Here is a 21,841-nt window from a genome sequence, read left to right on the forward strand (position 1 = left end):
CCGCTCCCCAGCCCACCTGCCCCCCTGCCACTCCAATTTTTGCCAACACGCTATAATGAGGGCGTAAATTGGGGCTGTGGCTCAGATGGATAGAGCAAGCGCCTCCTGAATAATTGGGCACCATGGAAGAAATTCTATGAGTGAATGTGGTCAAATTCGGTAAACCCTAAAGAGTAATAAGCTTCTCTTGTACTCCAAGGCAATACCGAGCCAAGCCTGAGTTGGTGCGATCGCTCGGGTCGTACAAGTATAAACCAGGAAGGTGGAGAGACTAGACGGCCACCACCTAAAGGGTATAAACCTAGGGTGAAGGTATAGTCCAGAGAGTGGGGAAACTCACACCAATCTGAAGCGCTAGGTCGCCGGTTCGAATCCGGCCAGTCCCGTTAACCTTGGGATGGGAAAACAGGAAAAAGGTAAGCCCTGATACAGGAGAACCTTATTTCCTTTCCCCTCTACTTTTCTTTATCAGAGAACGTGCAAGTTAAATTGCTTAAGCTTCCAAATCTGTACGGACTGCCAGAGGATCAGAGTGGAAAGACTGAAAGGGGAAGTTGAGCTTTTTCCGTGACGGATTGCGCGACGGTTAACAGTACCCTTAGACTGGTAACTTGCAATTGTTCGGGCAATTTACCGAGCGAGTTTAAGTCAAGCGATCCTCCTCACTACCTGATTCAGCGGTTTATTCATGCTTTTGAGGATTTCTTCCCGCAAGCGACAGTATTTATTTTCACAACCTCGACGCTCTAAAGCTAAATGGCTGTCTTGGTTGATCCCCATTCTAATGGTCGGGGCAGTCTGTAGCTACAAGCAAATTGAAAGCTACTTTGTGCAACCGGACGCCATTTTGGTTTTAGGAGGGGAAGAGGAGCGAGAGCTATTTGCTGCTAAGTTTTCCAAACAGTACCCAGAACTCCATATTTGGGTATCTTCGGGAAGTCCAGAGTGGTATACACAAAAGGTTTTTGCTAAAGCCGGAGTTCCTCGCACTCAGTTGCATATCGACCATCAAGCGACTGATACTGTCACTAACTTCACGACGTTGGTTGATGAGTTGAAAGCCCAAGGGATCGATAGCGTCTACTTAATTACGTCTGACGATCATATGCGTCGCGCTCGCGTAATCGGTGAAATTGTATTTGGTAGTCGAGGAATCGTACTCAAACCTATACCCGTTGCCTTAGGGCGCGAACCTGAACCCATTGAGAAGTGCGTGCGAGATGGTGCAAGAGCGTTACTTTGGGTGGCAACCGGTCACACAGGTGCCAACCTTAGTCAGATATCAGGTATTTTAGAGAGATAAGAGGCTAGGGGCTAGGGAAGATGGGGGAGGGTAACACATCAAAAATCCCCTTGTCCTCTTTGTCATCGGGTTCATTGCGCTCCTACCCTGCAAGTTCTTGTACTAAGACGTAAGGCTGCACGATTAGAGCCTGGAATCGCTTCGTTTTGTCAGTATTCCAATCGGCTAGTTGCTCGGAGAAAGGCTTGTGAAGTTGCTGTTTGCTAATCCAAGATTGTATCGACAGGATATCATCACGAGCGATCGCTACCCCCACATCCACTAAATTCAATTCTTGAGTCACAAAAATTACTGCATCGCGTTTGACATGGGGAATGAGTAAATCCCAGGTTGCTTCATCGACTGTTTGTTCTAGTTCTGCTCTTAAATCCGGCATTGTCCCAAAATTTTCACTTGAATTAGGTTTTATTTTACAGGGGTGGGGTTACTAAAATGAAGCAACGAAGCTAAAATTATTCTCTGACAAAAACTAAATTCATTTGAATTGAATAAATTAGTTTGCTATTTTAATAAGCTCAACTAAAGCTACAGATCCCCCCTCATTTCATCAATATCTAGCAAATTAACAATAACACCAGTAATGGGAATTGCAATGAAAATACCTGGTATACCGGCTATCTTTGCTCCCACTAGCAAAGCAAAGAATACAACAACAGGATTAATATTAATAGAGTTTTGCATAACTCTGGGGGCAATCAAGTTATCCTGAATTTGTTGAAGAATAATACAAGCTATTAAAACTTTACAAGCAAGCCAAATGTTTTGAGCGAATAAAATAAACACAACTACAGTGATAACACCCAACGTGGCTCCAATTCCTGGTATGGTGTCACACAAACCCGCTACCAAAGCTAAAAGTAATGGAAAAGGCACTGCCAATACTAAAAATACAATAAAAGTAGAAGTCGAGAGAAATAGGGTTAAGATTACTTGTCCCCTTAAAAAACCCAATAGATTACGCTGAATAACTCTTGTCAGCCTGCCCCGCAAATGTATTGGAAAAAACTTGAGAATTAAAACCCAAAGTCTTTCTCCATCAAGTAGCATAAAAAAAGCAATAACTGTAATTAAAATTAAATTTAACAACGTTGTAAAAAAACGTTGTAAGGTTGCCAAGCTGTAAGTGATGCCCAGCTCAAGTCCCGTTAAAAGTTTTTCCCTAATTTGGTCTTCAATTACATTTAAGTCTATTAAAATATTTCGTTTTTCCAGGAACTCTTCTAACCTTTCTACGAGCGGTGCTAGAGAATTGAAAAAGTCGGGCAAACTGCTAGTTAGCTGTTGCAACTGTGATACAAAGGATATGCCGACGATAATGGCTATACCCCCAATTACCGTTATCCCTACAAAAAAAACTAAGATAACCGCAACAGTATGAGGCAAAAAACGGTGCAGCCATCGCACGGGATAGCTGAGTAAAAAAGCAATCAGGGCTGCGAATGTAAAGAGAAGGATAATTGTTTTAAAAAAATCTAAAACTTGTACGAATGCCCAGCCAGAAGCACAAAACAACAAAAAGCGAACTAGCATCCAGTTGTTCAGTCGCTCCCAAATCCTTCGGGATGGGGGTTCATTCATAGGTTAATGCACATTTAATTTGCACCCTTACCATTAATTACCGATTCCTCTTTCCTGACTGGAAACTTCTTGGGTGATAACTTAATTTGATTTCAAATTCCCTTAGCGCCCCAAGTCGTGCAGGGCGTGAATTGCCTCTGCACAGTGCTGCGTTAAGGCTTCCAAGTCTTCCCGGTTGGTTGAGATAGGGGGGTCTATAGGTTGACCAATTCGCACGGTTACTGGTACGGGTCTGGGTATTGGTGAACCCTTTTGAAAAACTGCCTGAGTCCCCCACAAACTGACCGGTAACAGGGGGGCTTGGGCTTTAGCAGCAATCAAGGCGGCACCGAGCTTCGGGTTGGAAATGCGAGCATCAGGGGTGCGCGTGCCTTCTAGGAACAAACCAACAGCCCATCCCTCTGACAGACAGTTAAGAGCAGCGCGAATTGCACTCCGGTCTGCTGCTCCCCGTTTTACCGGATAAGCACCGTACAATTCAATAGCTTGCCTCAAAACTGGGACGCGAAACAGTTCCTCTTTTGCCATAAATGCCACCGGACGTTGCATACAACTGGATAGGATGGGGGGATCAAAGTCGCTCGCATGGTTACTGACGACTACTAACGGACCGTCCATCGGCACATTTTCAGCACCGTAAATGCGACCCCGAAGGTATAGATGAAGCATCGGGCTGACTACCGACCATTTAAAGGCGTGGTAGAGCATCAGGCTGACAACTGGTTCGCGGCTTTTAACCATAATGAATGAAGGATAAAAGAGTTGAATTTGACACTCTGCGCTCTTGCATAGACGTTGACTTTCATACTTTACACTTCATTCTTCATTCTTCTGGTAGGTCTGCAAGGCTACCAACATTTTTCAGCACTAAATCAGGACACATTCGTTTAATCAAACCCGTGAGGACTTTCCCAGGTCCAATTTCCACCACGTTCTCAATTCCGGCTGCCGGTAGCTGCATGGAGATTTCTCGCCAGCGTACACTGCCAGTCATTTGACCCTGGAGGCGCTGCTTTAAAACTGCCCCGTCATTAGCTGGTAGGGGTTCCACATTCGATAGTACTGGCACTCGGGCATCAGTAAAGGAAACAGACTCCAAAACCTTCTGAAATTCGGCTGCGGCTGGTGCCATTAACGGAGAGTGAAAAGCACCCGATACATTTAATCGGACAACTCGCTTGGCTTTTACTTGGCTCAGTAACTCTTCTACGGCTGTCGGTGTTCCAGAGATTACCACTTGCACCGGACTATTATCGTTAGCAAGTACCACTTCATCCGTCTGCTGAAGTTTTTGTTCTAGCTGTTCGCGGTTAAAGCCAACTAAAGCCGCCATCATCCCGCCTGCGGCACTGTCCATCAGTTGTGCCCGACGTTGGACGAGGTTTAACCCAGCCTCAAAGTCAAAGACTCCAGCCGCGTAAAGCGCGACATATTCTCCCAAGCTGTGACCGGCGACTAGGTTGGGTTGATGTCCCCGTTCTTGCATGACATCTGCCAGAATGCTTTCGATAACGTAAAGACTCGGCTGGGTGTAAAGGGTGCGAGAAAGCTTGTCATCCTGGCTTTGGCAAATTTCCAGAACGTTCCAGCCTAGTAGTTGTTCAGCTTGTGCCAATTTAGCTTTGGCAGTTGGCAAGTCAGCTAAATCTATTCCCATGCCGATTGCCTGAGAACCCTGTCCTGGAAATACCCATGCGGTTTTAGTCATTCGCTGTTCTTTAGTTAAGGGTCAGGGTATTTATTATCTCAGGAGGGATGCATCTGATCTGACCTAGGTGTTTTTATAGACCTGACTCAGTTTTGTTATCCTTATCTAGTCTAAATTGCAAAGTACGTTAATTTAACATAATTTAACAAAAATCGATGAAACATTACTGTGAAGATTGGCTGCACGAATGGTGCTATGAGAACGGCTGGACAGATTTGTATGTCGAGCGCAATCTCTATTGGGCATTCCCGCCGGGGGCAGTCATGCCCGAACCCCTTCCCCCTAAGGTTTTACAGTCGATCAAAGCTGAAAAGGGATTAAGTAGAGAAGAAAAACTGTGGTCACTGGGAGCTGTGATTTTAACGGTTGTCGCCGCCATTTTAAGCTACTTTTATAGGTCGCCAATGCCGTTAGGTCTGGCGTTTGCCTTTGCTGCCGTTACCGTTGGTCTTTTAGAGGTTGAAGAAGATTAACGGCTCACAGCTATTCGTCTGATGTCAGTGCCATTTCACTGAGAGGGGAAACACCCATACCGTCAGCTATCAGACGCACTACTGCAATCTGTTCGTTCAAGTCCAGTGATGCGATCGCTTTTAATAGCCCCAAGGCTGGGGATGAGAGCTTGTAGCCATCGGCTGGAGGCGCAACCTCACCCTGAGACATCCACTCAAAGAGCTGATACCAAAAAGCCAGCTTCGTGTTAGGTGCAAAAAGCCCGTACTGACGGGTGATGGGTGTATCTGAGTTTGTCAGTAGGTTGCCTATGGCAGCCAACTGCTCTGGTGGCGACATTTGTTTGATGCGATGCAACAATCCTTGGGTCAAGAATAACCGTGCCGCACCAGCCGGAATCTGAGTCAGAGAGCTACCGAGATTCTGATAAATGATCCACAGCAATCCCAATCGCTCGTCAACTGGCAGACGCCCGAAGGCGGCAACAGCGTCTTCGATAGCTGGTGTTGGGTCAAGGGTTGACGTGGAAGTTTGGTTCGTGAGAAACGTCATTACGCGCACAAAGCGAGGGTAAGTTAACAGTTCTTTAGAATTGCTCTCCCCCATTGTAATAAAATGTTAAAGCAAATCAATAAACTTTGGATTTTGGCGTAAGTGAGACTCCTGTATTAGAAGCTATTTTGCAAAAATTAAAAGACTGGAGCAGTCTTGCCAAAAGACAAAGCCAACCCAACCATGGGTTAGGAGCAAGTCGATCCACTGATGGGCAGACAAAAAAGGACTCCCAAGCAGGCATTTATTGGCTTTTGCTGCCATTTCATCCCAATTACTGGAAAATCAGGGGCTTTTCGTGCGCCATTTTCGGTAAACTCGGATGTTGCACGTTCAACCCGTTTTACCCCAACAGACGGAGAAACTAATCTTGGGTATAGAATTGCGTTCTTATGTATATCTGGATAACTTGCAGCCTCAACATGCCGCTTACATGGGGACGGTGTCACTAGGGTTCTTGCCCTTGCCAGGAGATACCTCGCTGTGGATTGAAATCTCACCCGGTATCGAAATTAATCGAATTACCGATATTGCCCTCAAATCCACCTCTGTGCGTCCAGGAGTGCAAGTTGTAGAACGACTCTACGGGCTTCTGGAAGTTCATGCCAGCAGCCAAGGAGAGACAAGGGCGGCGGGCAAGGCGATTTTAGACGCCTTGGGGGTTAGTGAAAAAGAACGCCTCAAACCCCGCGTCATTTCCAGCCAAATTATCCGCAATATTGACGCTCACCAAACCCAACTGATTAATCGCAACCGACGCGGACAAATGCTGCTCGCAGGGCAAACGCTCTATGTGTTAGAAGTTGTACCAGCCGCCTACGCTGCTCTAGCAGCAAACGAAGCCGAGAAAGCAGCATTGATTAACATCCTGCAAATTTCAGCAGTCGGCAGCTTCGGACGCCTCTACTTGGGTGGAGAAGAACGGGATATCATAGCCGCTTCGCAAGCAACCATAGCCGCCCTCGAAAGCGTACCAGGTCGTGAAAATCCTGCCAATAAGCGCAACGAATAAGCGAGCGACTTCGAGACTCAAAGCTATCGGAGACTCTAATTGAATGGCAAATACAGAGCATCTAACGCTACTCAAGCAGGGAGAGGCGAGATGGATGAGGTGGAGAAGCCAAAACCAAACGATAGAACCCGACCTCAGCGAGGCTAACCTCAAAGGAGCCAATCTCAGAGGCGCTAACCTCAGAGGGGTTAACCTGAAAAAAGCTGAACTGGAACTAGCCAACCTTATTGAAGCCAATCTTAGCGGCGCTAACCTCAGCCTTGCAAACCTCAGTCTCGCTCACCTACTTAAGGCGAACCTACTCGAAGCTTCTTTAGTTAATGCCAACCTGATTGAAGCCAATCTTAGCCATGCTGCTCTTAGCCATGCCAACCTGATTGGGGCTGAACTTAGAAAAGCCAATCTTAGCCACGCTGATCTCAGCCATGCCAACCTGATTGGCACCGATTTAATTGGTGCTAATCTCCGGCAAGCGATTCTCAATGAGGCTAATCTGAGGAGAACGAATCTCAGCGCCGCGAATCTGATTGCAGCTACCCTAAATCATACCAATCTCAGTGATGCCAACCTCCACGACGCTGAACTCATTGGGGCTTACTTATACGAAACTGACCTAAGTGGAGCCAATCTCAGTGAAGCTCACCTGGGCAGTGCTTACCTCTTCGGGGCAAACCTTAGCGCTGCTGACTTGGAAGGAGCAGACTGCCGATGGGCGAACCTCTGTAAAGCTAATTTATCTGGGGCTGACCTCCGAGAAGCTGACTTAGAAGCCGCTAACCTACGCGGAGCTGACCTCACAGAAGCTAATATCGAAGGCGCTAACCTAGAGCAAGCCAACCTTCGGGGAACGAGGATGCCTGATGGCACTATCCACGATTAGCGTTACCTGCGGTAAAAACGTTGTATATGTCTCTACTCTCTTCAAACAAGTTACGATGATTTACTAGCCGAATAGAGTAGTAACTATGCCAAGAAGCCAACGTAACGACAACTTCGTTGATAAAACCTTCACTGTGATGGCAGATCTCATCCTCAAGCTTCTGCCCACTAACAAGAGAGCCAAAGAAGCCTTTGTCTATTATCGAGATGGTATGTCGGCTCAGGGGGATGGTGAATATGCCGAAGCCTTAGATAATTACAACCAAGCTCTAGAGTTAGAGGACGACCCCTACGATCGCAGCTTGGTTCTGTACAACATGGCACTGATTTACACCAGCAACGGTGAACATAAGAGAGCGTTAGAAATCTATCATCAGGCACTCGAGGAAAACCCTCGCCTGCCTCAAGCCCTCAATAATATTGCTGTGATTTACCACTACCAAGGTGATCAGGCAAAAGAAGCTGGAGACAAGGATGGGGCTGAAGCACTGTATAACCAAGCGGCTGAATACTGGAAACGAGCGATTCGGCTTGCCCCCAACAATTATCTTGAGGCACAAAACTGGCTGAAAACCTCAGGGCGATCAGCGATTGATGTTTATTTTTAGTGAATGACCAATAATTAATCCCATGATTGACCAAGAGCAAGTTCGCAAAGTTGCTAATCTCGCCCGTTTGGAGCTAACTCCTGAAGAAGAGGAACAATTTCTCCCTCAGCTCAATAGCATTTTGGACTACTTTCAACAGCTCAGTGAATTGGACACGGATGACGTGCCGCCAACTACCAGGGCGATTGATGTCAGTAATGTGACTCGATCGGATGAGTTGCAACCTTACCCAGAGCGAGAAGCCTTGCTGGGAGAGGCTCCTGACCAAGATGGTGACTTTTTCAAAGTGCCGCAAATCCTCACGACAGAAGAGTAGGAAATAAAAAGGGAAAAGGGTAAGGGGGAAAGAAAAAAAAGGAGGAAAGTATGGCAACCGGAATGCTAGTAAACGGCAAGTGGACCCACGAAGCCTACCAGCAAGACGAGCAGGGGCGATTCCTGCGCAATCCAACCAAGTTCCGCCACTGGGTGAGGGCTGATGGTTCGACAGGCTTTACAGCCGAGGCGGGACGCTATCATCTCTATGTCTCCCTTGCCTGTCCTTGGGCGCACCGCACGCTGATTATGCGGAAATTGAAGGGGTTGGAGGATGGGATTAGTCTTTCAATTGTTGACCCGTTTATGGATGAAGAGGGCTGGGAATTTTCCGATGCTCCTGGTAGCATTCCTGATCGGGTCAACGGTGCTCGCTATTTGCGGGAAGTCTATATTAAAGCTGACCCAAACTGCACGGGGCGGGTGACGGTGCCGATTCTTTGGGATAAGGAAACGAACACAATTGTCAATAATGAATCCCGTGAAATTATAAGAATGTTTGATAGGGAATTTGAAGCGATCGCTCATTCTGATGTTAGCTTCTATTCGGAGAATCTAGGGGAAGCGATTGACCAGGCAATGGACGCTATCTACCAACCCATCAATAACGGTGTGTATCGAGCCGGATTTGCCACAACTCAAAATGCCTATGAAGAGGCGGTAACGGAATTATTCAAGCATCTCGACTATTGGGAAGCGGTTCTAGACAAGCAACGTTATATGTGTGGTGACAGCATTACCGAAGCTGACTGGTGTATGTTTACAACACTCTTGCGGTTCGATCCCGTTTATTATGTGCATTTCAAGTGCAACTGGAAGCGGATTGTCGATTATCCCAATTTGTGGAACTACCTCAAAGACCTCTACCAGCAGCCAGGGGTTAAAGATACCTGCAATCTAGAGCAGATTAAGCAGCACTATTACAAAAGTCACCCCCATATTAATCCTAGTCGCATTATTCCCAAGGGTCCGGAGATTAACTTCGAGGAACCCCACAATCGGGGGTGAGTTTCGGGTTCACTCGATAAACCATTGCCGATTAAAGCTCCCCCGGATTAAAACAGGGGGGCTTGCGCCTTCGCTGCTGTAGTCAGAGAAGGGAAGATGCTGAATACCCCATTTATCCAGTTTTCAGGAATAAAATCAGAGAAGGCTTTTTGGATCAATTCTTTGGACGAGTTTATCCAAAAAGTAGTAGGCTGATATTAATTTAGGTTTATACACATTTTCATTTTATTGTCAATACAGCAGTTCTGCCATTTTTCACGGGTTGGATCTGTTGTGCGGGGTGGGAGGGATAGTCTAGAAACAATCATGCACGGGTCGGTAGCGGCTTCTGACCGCAGCCAATACCGGAGTTGCTCTCAAGTTCCAACGCATTTGTACCAGGTTGCGCTATGATCTCCAAGTTGTCTGAACAGTCAAATCATCCCGAAGGTGCTAATAGCGGTTTGCTGATCGCTAGGGCATTAAAAGAAAAATCTCAGAATTACAAAAAATTACTAGTCGAAGTATTGAGGTGGACGGGAGGACAGCCTTTTCTGACTCACCAGCTCTGCAAGCTAATTGTCGATGCCCAAAATTCGCCATCTCTGGGTGCTGAAGCTGAATGGGTGGAAAACTTGGTGCGATCGCGTTGGATTGAAAATTGGGAAAATTGTGAAGAACTAATCCACTTGCGGACGATTCGCGATCGCCTGTTGAGGCGCAAGTCCCGCACTATTAGGCTATTAAAGCTCTATCAGCGAATTCTAGAGCAGGGAGAAGCGACTGCCAATGACACCTCCGAACAGAAAGAACTGCGGATGTTAGGGTTAGTCCTCAAGCATCAGGGCAAGTTAAGGGTTCACAATCGCATCTACGAATCTATTTTTAACCCAGAGTGGGTAAAAAACGCCATCAATGCGATACAGTCTGAGCTTGAACCCACTGATTCAGAATTTCTAAAAACCCTGTCTGAGTTGGAACGCAAACTGCTAGTCTCTCAAGTGGAGATACTATCTAAGACAGACAGTGAAGCTGAAGACCATGGTTCGGCTCAAGCTCTTTATGAGGTGCTGCGGGACGTCACCTCGAAAGTCGGAGAATTATTGGGTGCAGACCGTGCCACGATTTTTTTATTGAATGATGAAAAGACCGAACTGTGGTCCCTCGTCGCAGAGAATGAAGAGGGCGAATTTCTCGATATTCAGGTGCGGGTTGGGGAAGGAATCGCCGGTCAGGTAGCACAGACAAAGAAAGTTATCCACATTCCCCATAATGTTTATGAAGACCCCCGTGCTGTACTGGTTAAAGAATTTGACAAGAAATACAATTACTGCACCGAAAATATATTAGCGTTTCCGATTTTAGATGAACACCAGCAACTGATTGCAGTCATCCAGTTACTAAACAAGTTGCCGGGTGACAATCAACCGGAAATCAAGGGAAAAGGTTTTACAACCTTAGACCTAGAACGGTTAGCGAAATGCGTTATACCGATTCGACGGATTCTAGAGAGCTGCCAGTCTTGCTACAAAGTCACAAAGAAACTGCGAGCAACCGCAGCCCTCGCCGAAGCCACGCGATCGCTCGACCAGATTAATTTAGATACGAAAGCCATCTTGCAACGGGTGATGAATGCTGCCAAAAAGCTGATGAATGCTGACCGCAGTACCCTATGGTTGGTGGATAATGACCGAGGTGACTTGTGGACGGAACTGCCTGGGAAAGGGGAAGTACGATGTGGAGTTGGGGTGGGCTTTGTCGGTCAAGTGGCTCAATCTCAGAAACCGATGATTATCCCCTTCGATCTGTACGATCACCCCAGTGCCGAAAATGCCAAAAAAACTGACGAGCAAACCCGCTATCGGACTTGCAGCTTGCTGTGTATGCCAGTGGTTAGTCCGGATGGGGAATTGCTGGGTATTACCCAATTAATCAACAAGCGTAAACCAGGGGAGCATCCCGAGTATAACAAAGAGGACTGGCCCCTTGTTCCCGACTACTTCAAGGCGAGCTTTGACAAAAATGACCGCCAAGCTATGCAGGTTTTCAATGAACGAGTGGGAGTTATTCTCCAATTCGTTAAGACTCATGAAACCCTGAAAAAGTTAGCTCAAATTGAGCCGAAGGAATCGGTTTATAACACCTTAGCTATACTGGGCAATGCGGTAGTCGATGAGAGTGATGATGCGCTCTACAATGCTATCTATTACGTGTTGAGTTTTGTTAACACATCGATTCGGAAATTACTGGTAGCCCAGCACACGACTATTTTCTTGATGGATGCCGAAGAAAGCGAATTGTGGTCGCTTGTGCAAGGAGCTGACGAAACGGATGCTAAAGAAATTCGGATTTCAGCGAGTCAAGGCATAGCCGGTAAAATTGTCAAATCCAAATCGGTCAAAGCCAGCAACAAACCGAGCAAAGTGAATGATGTTGTGATCCATATTGGCATTGAGCCAAACCTGATCAATAACCTGCAAAATTTGTTATTGTTTCCCGTGGTGGATCGAAAGGGAAGTATAGTAGCCATTATTCGTTCGTTTAATAAACTAAAATTTCCCATCGATCCGGGGGTTCCGCTATCGACACAGATTAATCCTCATGGTTTTATGCAAACCGATGCCGATCACTTGAGAGCGCGGACGGAATCAATGCTTCCCATCTTGCAAGCTTTTCAAGCGTTTCATCGAGAAATTCGCACCCTACGAGAGCAACGTCAAGCGATCGATCCCCTCTATCAGGCTATTAGCTTAGTTAGCAAGAGCAGTGGTGGAAATGCAGAAGAAATCATTCAAACGGTGATGCAAGCCGCAAAACAACTCACCAATGCCGATCGCACAACCCTTTGGTTGATCGATTACGAAACCAAGGAATTGTGGACGAAAATCCCGCAAGCGGATGGTTCTTTAATCGAAACACGAGTGCCTTTGGGAGAAGGTTTTGCTGGCAAGGTAGCTCAAACCGGTCAGCCTTTGAATATTTCCTTCGATTTATACGACCATCCCGACTCGGAAATCGCCAGGAGAACGGACGAAAAAACTCACTATCGCACTTGCAGCTTGCTCTGCCTGCCTGTGATGAGTTGTGACGGCGAATTGCTGGCTGTAACTCAACTCGTCAACAAACGCATATCTGGAGATTTTACGGAGTACAATCCGGCTGAGTGGCCCGATGTTCCCGAATATTTCAGGGCTAGTTTTGACGAAGAGGATCAAAGGGATATGGAGATATTTAACAATCAAGTTGCCGTGGTACTTCCTGGGATTATGGGGTGAGAAGGGAGTTACTAATTTTCTGTACAGACGCGACATCGGACGTCTCTACAGCCTAACTTTATCCTCCCTATCTAATCTCAACTTCAACCTTTAAACACCTTAGACAACTCCTCATTCGAGGTTCCTAAAATTCGAGCCAACCGATTGAGTTCGGTATCACTAAAGCCATCCCGAATTTCCATCAATTCTTCAATGGATTTGCCCAGGATTCGGGCTAGAGCTTTTAGCTGACTATCAGGAATATCTTTACCCTCAAAAACACCTTTAAGCTCTTGAGGGGACAATTTATAAGAATAGCAAAAGCGTGCAAACTCTCGATTGCTAACATCAAGTTCCTGTTGCCTTTCGCGAAGCATAAAGGCGAGGGCGCGAGTTCCATGCTCCGGGCGTTTAGCTTTATCCAAGTAGTCTTTCATCCGCCGATTAAGCTGATTGGCGTTGACTCCTGTTTGTCTGAGTAATTCCAAACAAGCCAATTTAAAGGCTTTGTTGACCGTTTCGTTATCTTCAAGGAGCCTTTCGTGTTCGTTAAATGTCTCGACAATTTTAGCGGCAAATTCCGGCGTGCAAAATCCGACTTCCATATCCTCATAGGAAATTGCAATATAGGACCGATAGTGATTAAGATGCAAGCGCAAAGGCTGATTATTATGTGGCATAAATCCAACGTTTTAGCAAAACGCCCTGGTTATGAAAGTCACTTAACCAATTGTGCCAAAATCTAGTTCCTGTGGATGGTCACGTACAATGCAAAAGAAAATATTATACCGTCTCAGCCAAAAAATATGAGTTTTTGCCCAATAATTTTGAGCAACGGTATGGGATTGGGCTGCTATGAGTACAGCGATTTTCTGGACTGCATCCCATGAAGCTACTCGCCCACCATCTCTTTAAGTGGGGATTTGTATCATTTCGGGTTACATCGACATTGTAAGGCAAGAAGCAGGATATAAGGCGTTTTTGACTGTCTTTCCCATATCCCTATGCCTCATACCCCATTTCTGGTCAGGCTTTATAAATTTTGCCCACCCTACCTAAAATAGGCTTGTTGAGATTGGTGCAAGATGTCAGATGACTAACCCCATCCTAGCCTGTCGCTAGAATGGGGCATTGACTACAATTTTTGTTCAGGACTACAGTTTTGACTTTCTAAGCAAACGCAAAGCTGCCACCGCTCAGAGTCGGGCTAAAGATAGACAGGTCTTGAAGAATAGCAATGAGGTCATCTCCAAAAAATATCCCTGTCCCTGCCGGAAGACCAACAGGGGATGCACCAATGCTAAATGTAGGAGGAGCAGACTCAACTCCAGTTAGTTCAATAGTGTAGTCCCCACTTGAGAACCCTCCACCTGGGAAGGTAGGTGGTATTCCCACCGGGTCATTATTGAAGCTGGAGATACCCAGAAAGTAGGTTCCAGGTGCTAGGGGATCAAAGGGTGAATCGGAAATGGTCGATTGAAGAGTGCCACTGGAGTCGTCGTTTTGACGAACCAAGACGCCACTATCGTCGAACAGGAACAACTGCGTGTCAAAATTAGCACCGCCGACTGTTGTGGCAGAAAACGTTCCACCGTCAGTCAGCGTGATTTGGAATAGGTCAACGTCGTTAGAATTAGAAATTGTCCCAGTAATCGAGTCTAACGTCCCGGAACCCCCTGGAATGACCTGGGCGTTAAAAAGAGACTGTCCGGCGTCACCCACTTCACTAACATTAACCGAGCCAGTAGGATTGGTAGCGAGTTGTATAATATCTTCGCCCAAATTGAAGTCAGTAATCAGGGCGTAGTCGTTAATCCCTTGACCCACATAGAAAACTTGATCATCTTGCCCAAGGACAAAGGTATCAATTCCTTCACCGCCACTCAGAGTATCAATCTCACCTTGACCAAATCCGAAGGCTGGAACAAAGGGGTCGGTAATGATTTCCTGCGTCACCAGCAAGGAAATCATTACCGACCCCTGCTACGAGGAAGTCGTCGTCGTCGCCACCAATGAGGCTATCATTGCCCAGGCTACCAAAGAGTATATCTTCACCAGCTCCTCCATTGAGCAGGTCATCCCCAGCTTCGCCGTCGGCTAAGTCGTTACCGTCCTCGCCAAAAACTTGGTCATTTCCAGCACCGAGAAAGAATCGATCATTGCCCAGTCCACCAAATGCTTGGTCGTTACCGTCTCCACCATTAATAATGTCATCCCCAGCATTTCCATTGAGCAAATCATCACCCGCATCACCAAAGATTCGGTCATTTCCATTACCACCATTGAGAATAACTGAATATGCCGTCATCACCGTCGAGTCCGAAGATGCGATCGCTCTGATTGGTGCCAACCGTAATATCATTACCAGGCGTACCAATAATTAACCCTGGACTAAGCGCTGAGATTGTGGCTAATGAAACCATTTCAGCTTCCACATTCGGCAGTAACTGTACCAACGGGACTATACCGTTTCTTAAATCAGATTGAAATAGGTCGATAATGATTTCTGAAAGCTTAGAGGGCGAAACATTTGAGGAGTAAGTACCCATTTTTTGCTATTTATCAAAAACAATGAAGTCATTGTACATAGGGACTAAAACTTACTGATTAAGATAAAGTTAAGCCAAGAGAAAAAGTTTAGTTAATCAGAGATTGGGTGATATTTACTTATGATAAAACCCCCTGGAGGGGGACTGTATTTAGGTGGAATCTATGCTACAGCAGAAGGCAGAAAAGAAAAGATTAACGGGTCAAGGTTCCCGTATTTTACTTTGTCCTAATCGCCTTGGCGACTGATATAAATGCTTGAGTTAGCAATCCTATTTGAACTCCGAACATAGGACTCCCACAGGGAGATAGATTCCCACTTTGCACTACTCGAAAAGCCGCAAACTATTACTCCTAATTTAGTTACAGAGTCGCTGTAGAGTGGTGGTGAAGTCAGGGTAAGAGATAGCCGCAGCTTTAGCACCGTGGATGGTCATTGTACCCGTGGCATTGAGAGCAGCGATCGCCAAACTCATTGCAATTCGGTGATCGTCGTGACTGTCAACCTCCGTTCCGGTTAGGGGAACGCCGCCTGTGATTTCCAAACCATCCGGTAGTTCAGTCACCCGCGCCCCCATGCTAGTTAGCTGAGAAGCCATTACCGCAAGGCGATCGCTCTCCTTTACTCGCAGTTCTGCCGCATCCCGAATCACCGTAGTCCCTTCCGCAAAAGCCGCCGCAACTGCCAGAATCGGAATTTCATCAATCAGGCGGGGAATCAAATCCCCAGCAAGTTTACAGGCATTGAGGCGTCCGTGACGGACTCGCAAGTCAGCCACAGGTTCCCCTGCAACGATACGCTGATTTTCAAGCTGAATATCCGCCCCCATCATTTCTAGGGCGTCTAAAATACCTGTGCGAGTCGGGTTAACCCCAACATTTTCGATTAGCAATTCCGAATCGGGGACAATCGCACCCGCCACTAACCAAAAAGCCGCAGAACTGATATCACCGGGAACGATTACCGTTTGTCCTTGCAGTTGTGCTGGACCTATGACAGTAGCACTCCGAGTTTCTGGGTCAATACTAACTTGCGCCCCAAACGCTTTCAGCATTCGTTCGCTGTGATCACGGGAGAGGGCAGGTTCGGTTACAGTAGTCTCTCCTTCTACCATTAAACCTGCCAGGAGGATGCAAGATTTGACTTGAGCCGAAGCAATGGGGGAATGGTAGTGAATGGGTTTCAGGCGCTGTCCTCGAACGGCAAGGGGCGCTAGGGAATCGCCTTTACGTCCCCAAATTTGAGCACCCATTTGTTGCAAGGGTTGAACCACGCGAGACATGGGGCGCGATCGCAAAGAATTATCGCCTGTCACCGTAAAGAATCGTTCAGGGTGAGATGCCAAGAGTCCCAGCATTAGCCGCAGGGTTGTCCCAGAGTTGCCTGCATCTAAGACATCCACAGGTTCTTGCAACTGTCCGATTCCTACGCCCTTAACCGTGACTTGCTGTTCGTTCAATGCTGAGATTTCAGCACCCATGGCTTGAAAACAGCGTGCAGTGCTACAGGGGTCTTCTCCCAATAGCAGTCCCTGAATGCGAGTTTCGCCTTGGGCGATCGCTCCTAACATTAAAGCCCGATGGGAGATGGATTTATCGCCGGGAACTTGGAGGTTTCCCGTTAAAGAAAGTCCAAAGGTGGGTCTGGCAATAATTAAGTCGAGTTGATGTTCCGTACTTTTGAGGGTGACAACAGTCGCTGGCATGGAGATGGCGTAGGATGAGGGGCGAAGACTGATTTTATCAGAAGATGAAGATATGGATAGGCAGGACAACTTGCTCCTTTACCCTCGCTCTCTGGGAGCGGAGTTGGGGTAAGGGCGCTAGACTTTTGTCAGTCAATCAGCCTTATCCGTAGCAACCTCTTACTCGTATAACTAGCAACTTAGGTTAATCAATTTTGACTCGGAAGCGAATAAATCCGACATTGTTTGGGGCTGTACTAGGAATATCTCCCAGTTGTAAAAATACTGCCCCTTTTGAATTTTTGGACTCGGAACAGGGACTTGTTACAGGAGTTAGGGGTGTGAAAAATGTCCCAGAATCGGTATCCTGGGCATTACTTTGGGGTAGCCGCGTTCCACCTTGAGTTAACAAAATTCCGCTACTGGGTCCAAAACTATCAGCAATAAACCTTGTTTCCTCTGGAACAAGATCACAGAGGTTAACACCGTTAACAGCAGTACCACCACTGGAAAGGAAATAAATCGTGTATTCAACTTCATCATCACTTTGCAAAAGGGTGTCTGAGTGAATTCTGGGAACTCCTAACGGTGCTCCACTAGGAAGTTGAGACCAGCCACTCGCATTGTCATCTGGGTCGTTGGGGTCATCGACAAAACGATCAAAGTTAATCCCAGGTAGCGACATCCCATTCCTCGCCACATTAGTAATCCGCTTTACTAAACGCAGGCGCGGTTCCCCTTCCAAGAACACCTCCTCACTGGCGCGGTCATTGTCTGGGTTGGGGTCACTCTGATCTAAGGCGCTAATAACCGCCGTGTTGATACTCGATCCTGGGGTATTTCCTGTAGCGACAATCTGCAAGGTGGCGCTACCCCCACGGGGTAAGTTGCCGACTGACCAAATTCCCGTGCTGCTGTTGTATGACCCTTGAGAAGGTATTACTGATTTGAACGTTACCTCAGGTGGCAGGGGTTCGGTCACAGCTATATCGGTAGCAGCATTGGCATCCTCATTGGTAAGGGTGAGCGTATAGGTGATATCTTCTCTTACATTTACGGTGGTAGAGCTGGCGGTTTTGGTCAAGCTCAGGTCAGTCAAGCGCAAGGGTACGGTTACACTATCTTGATCATCCTCGCCTGCAATACTGTTTCCGGGTGTAGAATCTGGGTCAGGTTGGTCGGAGGCACTGACCTGCGCTCTGTTGACAACAGGTTCGCTGGTATTTAAGGTGGCAACAATCTGTAACGTGGCACTGCTGCTGCGCTCAATGTTACCTACATTCCAGATACCCGTTTGGTTATTATAGGTTCCCTGACTGGCTGTGGCTGAGACAAAGTTTAATCCGGCTGGCAATTGATCGCTCACAACTACATCAGTCGCTGCCAGCGATCCATCTTCATGGGTTACGGTGACTGTAAACGTCACGTTTTCTCCGGGAGAGGGACTGGCTGGATCTGCCGTTTTTGTTAAGCCTAAATCTGCTGTTGGTGCCTGGATAGGGGTTTGTATGGTACTGGTGTTGTTGTCGGGATTGGGGTCTGTCACGTCGTTGCCCACACGGTTACCTGGCTGGAGTGGAATGGTTGCTGTATTGGTCAGCGTCCCGGAGGCATTGGGGGAAAGAGTACCTGTAACGGTGTAAAGGGCGGTAGCATTTTCATTGAGAGTTACAGTTGTATTGATCGCATTTCCCGTGCCACTGGCTGCACCGCAACTCCCCGTACCTTCTGCGATCGCACAAGTCCAGTTTACGTCTGTGAGCGCCTCGGGAACAGTATCAGTAACAGCCGCCCCCATAACATCATTAGAACCATTATTGGTGACTGCGATCGTATAAGTGATGGGATTGCCCGCCACAACGGGTTCAGAACTCACACGTTTTTCAATTGCTAGATCTGCTTCTGCAATCAGTAGAGCATTACTAAACACAAAATCCCTTGATGGTAAAAAAGCCCACGTATCGATACCCCTGAAGTCCCCAAAGCAAGTTTGTTCACTGGTCGGATTTGAACAACCATAGGCGTGAGCACCGTCAGCACTGTTGACTCCGTTAATAGAGGCATCAAGAGGATCGGGGGGAATGCCCGGTCCGCTGAACCGACTGTCATCGTAGTAAACTGTAAAGTCTGGGCTACCTTGACCGTTGAGTCTTTGAAGAATGATGCCGTCTGGATTGGATTCGACATCTAAAAAGGGGAAGTGAACCTGACCGGCAAAGAGATTGATGCTGACGCTGTATCCGGTGCGACCACCTGGTAGAGGGTTCCCATTCTGATCCAGACCATCCCACAAGATAGTATTTTGTCCTTGTTCTGCTGTTCCTGTCAGAACTCTATCTATACCGTTCCCGTATATGCCATCACTATTGAGGTCAATGATAATTCTGTAACTGCCACCTCTGGAAGCGGTGAACCGAAACGTGCCGCCACCAGGAGATGCTGCCTGACCGGGTGTGCTGTCATTACCTGTAAAGGAGAAATTGTTCACATCGCCGGGAGGAATGGGTTCTATCGGAGTATTCAAAATTCCGGGTACGGGTGGGTTAAAGAAAATTTCGTGGGTGCGGTCATCTCCTGAGTTTGATTCAATCGGGTTTTGGAAATTAGGAGGGGGATCTAGCGGTACGGATGAGAAAAAAGGTTCTCCACTGGGGCGTCTAAATCCCTTATTGTTCGAGAAAAAAATGAATCCAAAGGGCTTAAGAATGTTTAACCTGATCTGATACCGATAACCTTCTTCTGTGAGAATGTAGGTTTCAGAGCGAATGGGTGCAGCGAACGACCCTACGTTGAGAGCTAAATAGTTAGCAAAGGCTCGACCTGGAATTGCTTGACCTCCCTCTGCGACGGTGACATCCCAGGCTGTTACATAGTTATCATTGGGCTTTTGCTCAAGCCAATCAGCCATAGCAAGAATAGAGTTTGGGTTAGCCGTACTGGAAGGATTGGGACTGACAAAATTAATTTGCCAAACTCCAGTTTGATCGACTGTAACCGTACAAGGGTCGTAACCGTCACCTCCAGGAGATATAGGATTGGGACCTTTCACTTCTTCCTGGCGACTTTCAATCCTGCCAGTGATGCCGCAAGTACCAGAAGCCCCATTGGGTTTGGTGTAGTTGATTGTACCCTGACCCACCCCTACGGCACTCGAACCTAAATAGAGCGTCTCGCCTGCCTCGGTATAAACCTGAATCACCGTCCGACGTTGTATCGCTCCAGTATCAAGGGAATCTTGGCGATAGTCTAAAAAAGGGCGAAAACCTTGATTATCTGTCAATTCTCGGCTACCTTCCCCTCGAGCGGGTTGAGTCCAGAAACTACAGGCGCACAGGAAAACGGCGATGCTACCTGTTAGCCAACTGAAGCGTTGAGTTTGGAAGTTAGTCACTATAAACAACTGGCACTACAACATGGACAGCTCCTAAAAGCCACAGCCTAGCCCTTATCAAGCCAATAACGAGCGATCGCCCTTGACAAAAGCTGGTCAAGCTGTTCTAGTTTTTCGGAGTTTGCTAATTTCACCCTAGAAATAGGTCAAAGGCTGATTTAACCACATTTAATTTATGAAAATATCTCTCTCTAGATAGGGAATAGTGTTGTGGATATCCGAGAGGCTAACTTTACCAAGTCTTGGTTAATTCTTCATTGATTCCTCACAGCTAGCACACTGAATTGATTCTTTTAGTTGGAATAGTGGAATTAGAAATGATTAGAAATTCAAGGTAAGAATTATGTCTTCTCAATCCGAAATGCAACCTCTTCCCCTCAAGGATCTAGAAGAAAATCTTGAAGAATTGCTTGCTAGATGCCGCCAAATGCGGCAGGACGCCCTTAGAAATCAGCAAGATGATGCGTCTGTTCGGAGGAGGAGTCCAGAAATGTAACGCCCGTAGAATAGGTGGGAGCAACATTTTAGAGTGGGGCTATTTTTCTCTTGAAAATTACTTTAAAAAAGAGTGATAGCCAATAGAATTTCTCCTAAATTTTCTTTTTAAATGGCTTACTCTCGTGAAAGAAATAGGCTTATTGCTGTCTTTCTAGTAGAGAATATTCCTCGGTTATCAATTGTTGCTTCTTGCTGAATAATTGATAACCGAGGATTAAAAACCGTTTTGCCCGCTTTTTAGCGGGTGTAAAGGGCAATCGGCTTGTTGGGTTCAATAGAGAGTGAGTGTCAGGCTGGCTATAGCAGAATGGTACCAAGTTGCATTCCAAGATACAACTTTCTCTCCTCCTGCTTTTCAGCTTAAAGTGAGTTGCGAAACACTTTCGCTGCCTCCAAGCGAGAAGTCTGAGCCATCAACACGCAACGGGTGAGCAGGTCAATACTCAGCGTTGCCAGTTCGGGGATTTCGCTGCGGGTAATTTTTTCGTACTGATTATCCCGTAGGCGATAGAGGCTGAATAAACCGTCTTGCCAAAACCACACTTCAGGCACACCCAACGCCTGATACCGCTTCAGTTTGTCAGTACCACCACTGGTGAACACGACTTCAATAACGAGATCGGGAATTGGCTTGGATGCGCCAAAACAGTAGGATTCATCGGCTTGGGCAGATACGGTTCCTTCTCGCTCTTGAGTCATGGAACCCGTGGGTTCAAATTCAATGGCGTTTTCTAAGCAAAATAAGCCAATCAAAAAGCTGATCAGCCGACTAAACATTTCATGTTCGCGTCCCGGCATAAGAATTTCAATCGTGCTGTTATAGTATGCCAGCCGAATGCCCGGAGAGTTAGCAAAACCAGCCTGAATTAGCTTGAACTGTTCCCAGGTAATGCTGGAATAGACAATACGCTGGTTGGTGGAAGGTGGAGTGAGAAGGGGAACTTGCGTCATAGAGATACCATCACCTGGCGCGGCATTGCATTATTTATGATAGCTAAGGAATGGTATTGGAGTGGAATGGAAATGTGCGATCGCACTTCAATCACTCCACTGGCTGGTATGGCGCTTGGA

General features: G+C 46.8%; 21 protein-coding genes. 9 read left to right on the forward strand and 12 right to left on the reverse strand.

Annotation, left to right across the window (positions count from 1 at the left end):
- The first annotated feature begins 688 nt into the window (after positions 1-688).
- Positions 689-1,303 (forward strand): YdcF family protein, encoded by a 615-nt coding sequence (locus IQ257_RS19830; RefSeq protein ID WP_193876467.1) that lies wholly within the window; start codon positions 689-691, stop codon positions 1,301-1,303.
- A gap of 82 nt (positions 1,304-1,385) precedes the next feature.
- Here IQ257_RS19830 and IQ257_RS19835 read toward each other — a convergent pair whose 3' ends face one another.
- The 4 genes from IQ257_RS19835 to fabD form a co-directional block, all read right to left on the reverse strand.
- The gene (locus IQ257_RS19835; RefSeq protein WP_193876469.1) at positions 1,386-1,679 is read right to left on the reverse strand and encodes a DUF2288 domain-containing protein; all 294 of its coding nucleotides are present in this window, start codon (positions 1,677-1,679) and stop codon (positions 1,386-1,388) included.
- A 149-nt stretch (positions 1,680-1,828) separates the two neighbouring features.
- Positions 1,829-2,881, reverse strand: a complete 1,053-nt coding sequence (locus tag IQ257_RS19840; RefSeq protein WP_193876471.1) for an AI-2E family transporter — start codon at positions 2,879-2,881, stop codon at positions 1,829-1,831.
- A 102-nt stretch (positions 2,882-2,983) separates the two neighbouring features.
- Entirely contained in the window at positions 2,984-3,622 is a 639-nt protein-coding gene (locus IQ257_RS19845) for a lysophospholipid acyltransferase family protein (protein ID WP_193876473.1), read from the reverse strand.
- An 82-nt stretch (positions 3,623-3,704) separates the two neighbouring features.
- Positions 3,705-4,589, reverse strand: coding sequence for an ACP S-malonyltransferase (gene fabD, locus IQ257_RS19850; protein ID WP_193876475.1), 885 nt, complete (start codon positions 4,587-4,589; stop codon positions 3,705-3,707).
- 155 nt (positions 4,590-4,744) lie between these two features.
- Here fabD and IQ257_RS19855 point away from each other — a divergent pair, with 155 nt between their 5' ends.
- The gene (locus tag IQ257_RS19855) at positions 4,745-5,062 is read left to right on the forward strand and encodes a hypothetical protein (protein ID WP_193876477.1); all 318 of its coding nucleotides are present in this window, start codon (positions 4,745-4,747) and stop codon (positions 5,060-5,062) included.
- Between the two features lie 10 nt (positions 5,063-5,072).
- Here IQ257_RS19855 and IQ257_RS19860 read toward each other — a convergent pair whose 3' ends face one another.
- A complete protein-coding gene (locus tag IQ257_RS19860) occupies positions 5,073-5,594 on the reverse strand; it encodes an orange carotenoid protein N-terminal domain-containing protein (RefSeq protein WP_193876479.1) in 522 nt (173 codons plus the stop codon).
- 370 nt (positions 5,595-5,964) lie between these two features.
- Between IQ257_RS19860 and IQ257_RS19865 the strand changes: the two genes are divergently transcribed.
- From IQ257_RS19865 to IQ257_RS19890, 6 genes are all read left to right on the forward strand, one after another.
- Positions 5,965-6,606 carry a hypothetical protein gene (locus IQ257_RS19865; protein ID WP_193876509.1) on the forward strand — a complete coding sequence of 214 codons (642 nt, stop codon included), beginning with the start codon at positions 5,965-5,967 and terminating at the stop codon, positions 6,604-6,606.
- A 43-nt stretch (positions 6,607-6,649) separates the two neighbouring features.
- Positions 6,650-7,486, forward strand: coding sequence for a pentapeptide repeat-containing protein (locus IQ257_RS19870; RefSeq protein ID WP_193876481.1), 837 nt, complete (start codon positions 6,650-6,652; stop codon positions 7,484-7,486).
- An 85-nt stretch (positions 7,487-7,571) separates the two neighbouring features.
- Positions 7,572-8,093, forward strand: a complete 522-nt coding sequence (locus tag IQ257_RS19875; protein ID WP_193876483.1) for a photosystem I assembly protein Ycf3 — start codon at positions 7,572-7,574, stop codon at positions 8,091-8,093.
- Positions 8,094-8,115: 22 nt separating this feature from the next.
- Entirely contained in the window at positions 8,116-8,409 is a 294-nt protein-coding gene (gene gatC, locus IQ257_RS19880; protein WP_193876485.1) for an Asp-tRNA(Asn)/Glu-tRNA(Gln) amidotransferase subunit GatC, read from the forward strand.
- 50 nt (positions 8,410-8,459) lie between these two features.
- Positions 8,460-9,416 carry a glutathione S-transferase family protein gene (locus tag IQ257_RS19885; protein ID WP_193876487.1) on the forward strand — a complete coding sequence of 319 codons (957 nt, stop codon included), beginning with the start codon at positions 8,460-8,462 and terminating at the stop codon, positions 9,414-9,416.
- Between the two features lie 389 nt (positions 9,417-9,805).
- Positions 9,806-12,670: a GAF domain-containing protein gene (locus IQ257_RS19890; RefSeq protein WP_193876488.1), complete on the forward strand. Its 2,865-nt coding sequence runs from the start codon at positions 9,806-9,808 to the stop codon at positions 12,668-12,670.
- Between the two features lie 83 nt (positions 12,671-12,753).
- On the opposite strand, the gene IQ257_RS19895 is transcribed toward IQ257_RS19890, so the two are convergent.
- From IQ257_RS19895 to IQ257_RS19920, 6 genes are all read right to left on the reverse strand, one after another.
- The gene (locus tag IQ257_RS19895) at positions 12,754-13,329 is read right to left on the reverse strand and encodes a hypothetical protein (protein WP_193876490.1); all 576 of its coding nucleotides are present in this window, start codon (positions 13,327-13,329) and stop codon (positions 12,754-12,756) included.
- A 490-nt stretch (positions 13,330-13,819) separates the two neighbouring features.
- Positions 13,820-14,620 carry a DVUA0089 family protein gene (locus tag IQ257_RS19900; RefSeq protein ID WP_193876492.1) on the reverse strand — a complete coding sequence of 267 codons (801 nt, stop codon included), beginning with the start codon at positions 14,618-14,620 and terminating at the stop codon, positions 13,820-13,822.
- Positions 14,547-14,957 carry a calcium-binding protein gene (locus tag IQ257_RS19905; protein ID WP_193876494.1) on the reverse strand — a complete coding sequence of 137 codons (411 nt, stop codon included), beginning with the start codon at positions 14,955-14,957 and terminating at the stop codon, positions 14,547-14,549. The genes IQ257_RS19900 and IQ257_RS19905 overlap by 74 nt, the downstream gene beginning before the upstream one ends.
- Positions 14,923-15,198, reverse strand: a complete 276-nt coding sequence (locus IQ257_RS19910; RefSeq protein WP_193876496.1) for a hypothetical protein — start codon at positions 15,196-15,198, stop codon at positions 14,923-14,925. The genes IQ257_RS19905 and IQ257_RS19910 overlap by 35 nt, the downstream gene beginning before the upstream one ends.
- A gap of 357 nt (positions 15,199-15,555) precedes the next feature.
- The gene (gene aroA, locus IQ257_RS19915; RefSeq protein WP_193876498.1) at positions 15,556-16,902 is read right to left on the reverse strand and encodes a 3-phosphoshikimate 1-carboxyvinyltransferase; all 1,347 of its coding nucleotides are present in this window, start codon (positions 16,900-16,902) and stop codon (positions 15,556-15,558) included.
- Positions 16,903-17,086: 184 nt separating this feature from the next.
- Positions 17,087-20,272, reverse strand: coding sequence for a DUF11 domain-containing protein (locus IQ257_RS19920; RefSeq protein ID WP_193876500.1), 3,186 nt, complete (start codon positions 20,270-20,272; stop codon positions 17,087-17,089).
- Positions 20,273-20,615: 343 nt separating this feature from the next.
- On the opposite strand from IQ257_RS19920, the gene IQ257_RS19925 reads away from it, so the two are divergent.
- Entirely contained in the window at positions 20,616-20,768 is a 153-nt protein-coding gene (locus IQ257_RS19925; protein WP_193876502.1) for a hypothetical protein, read from the forward strand.
- A 362-nt stretch (positions 20,769-21,130) separates the two neighbouring features.
- Here IQ257_RS19925 and IQ257_RS19930 read toward each other — a convergent pair whose 3' ends face one another.
- On the reverse strand, positions 21,131-21,721 hold the full coding sequence (locus tag IQ257_RS19930) for a Uma2 family endonuclease (protein ID WP_193876504.1): 591 nt from the start codon (positions 21,719-21,721) through the stop codon (positions 21,131-21,133).
- Positions 21,722-21,841 lie beyond the last annotated feature (120 nt).

The sequence above is a fragment of the Coleofasciculus sp. LEGE 07092 genome, from assembly GCF_015207375.1.
Lineage (GTDB): Bacteria > Cyanobacteriota > Cyanobacteriia > Cyanobacteriales > Coleofasciculaceae > LEGE-07092.

What these genes read in the sequence shown, in the direction of transcription:
- IQ257_RS19910 (WP_193876496.1), bottom strand. Translation starts at nt 15,198, where the DNA reads ATGGGTACTTACTCCTCAAATGTTTCGCCCTCTAAGCTTTCAGAAATC.
- IQ257_RS19900 (WP_193876492.1), bottom strand. Translation starts at nt 14,620, where the DNA reads ATGATTTCCTTGCTGGTGACGCAGGAAATCATTACCGACCCCTTTGTT.
- IQ257_RS19905 (WP_193876494.1), bottom strand. Translation starts at nt 14,957, where the DNA reads ATGACGGCATATTCAGTTATTCTCAATGGTGGTAATGGAAATGACCGA.
- IQ257_RS19890 (WP_193876488.1), top strand. Translation starts at nt 9,806, where the DNA reads ATGATCTCCAAGTTGTCTGAACAGTCAAATCATCCCGAAGGTGCTAAT.
- IQ257_RS19840 (WP_193876471.1), bottom strand. Translation starts at nt 2,881, where the DNA reads ATGAATGAACCCCCATCCCGAAGGATTTGGGAGCGACTGAACAACTGG.
- IQ257_RS19860 (WP_193876479.1), bottom strand. Translation starts at nt 5,594, where the DNA reads ATGACGTTTCTCACGAACCAAACTTCCACGTCAACCCTTGACCCAACA.
- IQ257_RS19895 (WP_193876490.1), bottom strand. Translation starts at nt 13,329, where the DNA reads ATGCCACATAATAATCAGCCTTTGCGCTTGCATCTTAATCACTATCGG.
- fabD (WP_193876475.1), bottom strand. Translation starts at nt 4,589, where the DNA reads ATGACTAAAACCGCATGGGTATTTCCAGGACAGGGTTCTCAGGCAATC.
- IQ257_RS19830 (WP_193876467.1), top strand. Translation starts at nt 689, where the DNA reads ATGCTTTTGAGGATTTCTTCCCGCAAGCGACAGTATTTATTTTCACAA.
- IQ257_RS19845 (WP_193876473.1), bottom strand. Translation starts at nt 3,622, where the DNA reads ATGGTTAAAAGCCGCGAACCAGTTGTCAGCCTGATGCTCTACCACGCC.
- IQ257_RS19930 (WP_193876504.1), bottom strand. Translation starts at nt 21,721, where the DNA reads ATGACGCAAGTTCCCCTTCTCACTCCACCTTCCACCAACCAGCGTATT.
- IQ257_RS19835 (WP_193876469.1), bottom strand. Translation starts at nt 1,679, where the DNA reads ATGCCGGATTTAAGAGCAGAACTAGAACAAACAGTCGATGAAGCAACC.
- IQ257_RS19925 (WP_193876502.1), top strand. Translation starts at nt 20,616, where the DNA reads ATGTCTTCTCAATCCGAAATGCAACCTCTTCCCCTCAAGGATCTAGAA.
- aroA (WP_193876498.1), bottom strand. Translation starts at nt 16,902, where the DNA reads ATGCCAGCGACTGTTGTCACCCTCAAAAGTACGGAACATCAACTCGAC.
- IQ257_RS19875 (WP_193876483.1), top strand. Translation starts at nt 7,572, where the DNA reads ATGCCAAGAAGCCAACGTAACGACAACTTCGTTGATAAAACCTTCACT.
- IQ257_RS19870 (WP_193876481.1), top strand. Translation starts at nt 6,650, where the DNA reads ATGGCAAATACAGAGCATCTAACGCTACTCAAGCAGGGAGAGGCGAGA.
- gatC (WP_193876485.1), top strand. Translation starts at nt 8,116, where the DNA reads ATGATTGACCAAGAGCAAGTTCGCAAAGTTGCTAATCTCGCCCGTTTG.
- IQ257_RS19855 (WP_193876477.1), top strand. Translation starts at nt 4,745, where the DNA reads ATGAAACATTACTGTGAAGATTGGCTGCACGAATGGTGCTATGAGAAC.
- IQ257_RS19885 (WP_193876487.1), top strand. Translation starts at nt 8,460, where the DNA reads ATGGCAACCGGAATGCTAGTAAACGGCAAGTGGACCCACGAAGCCTAC.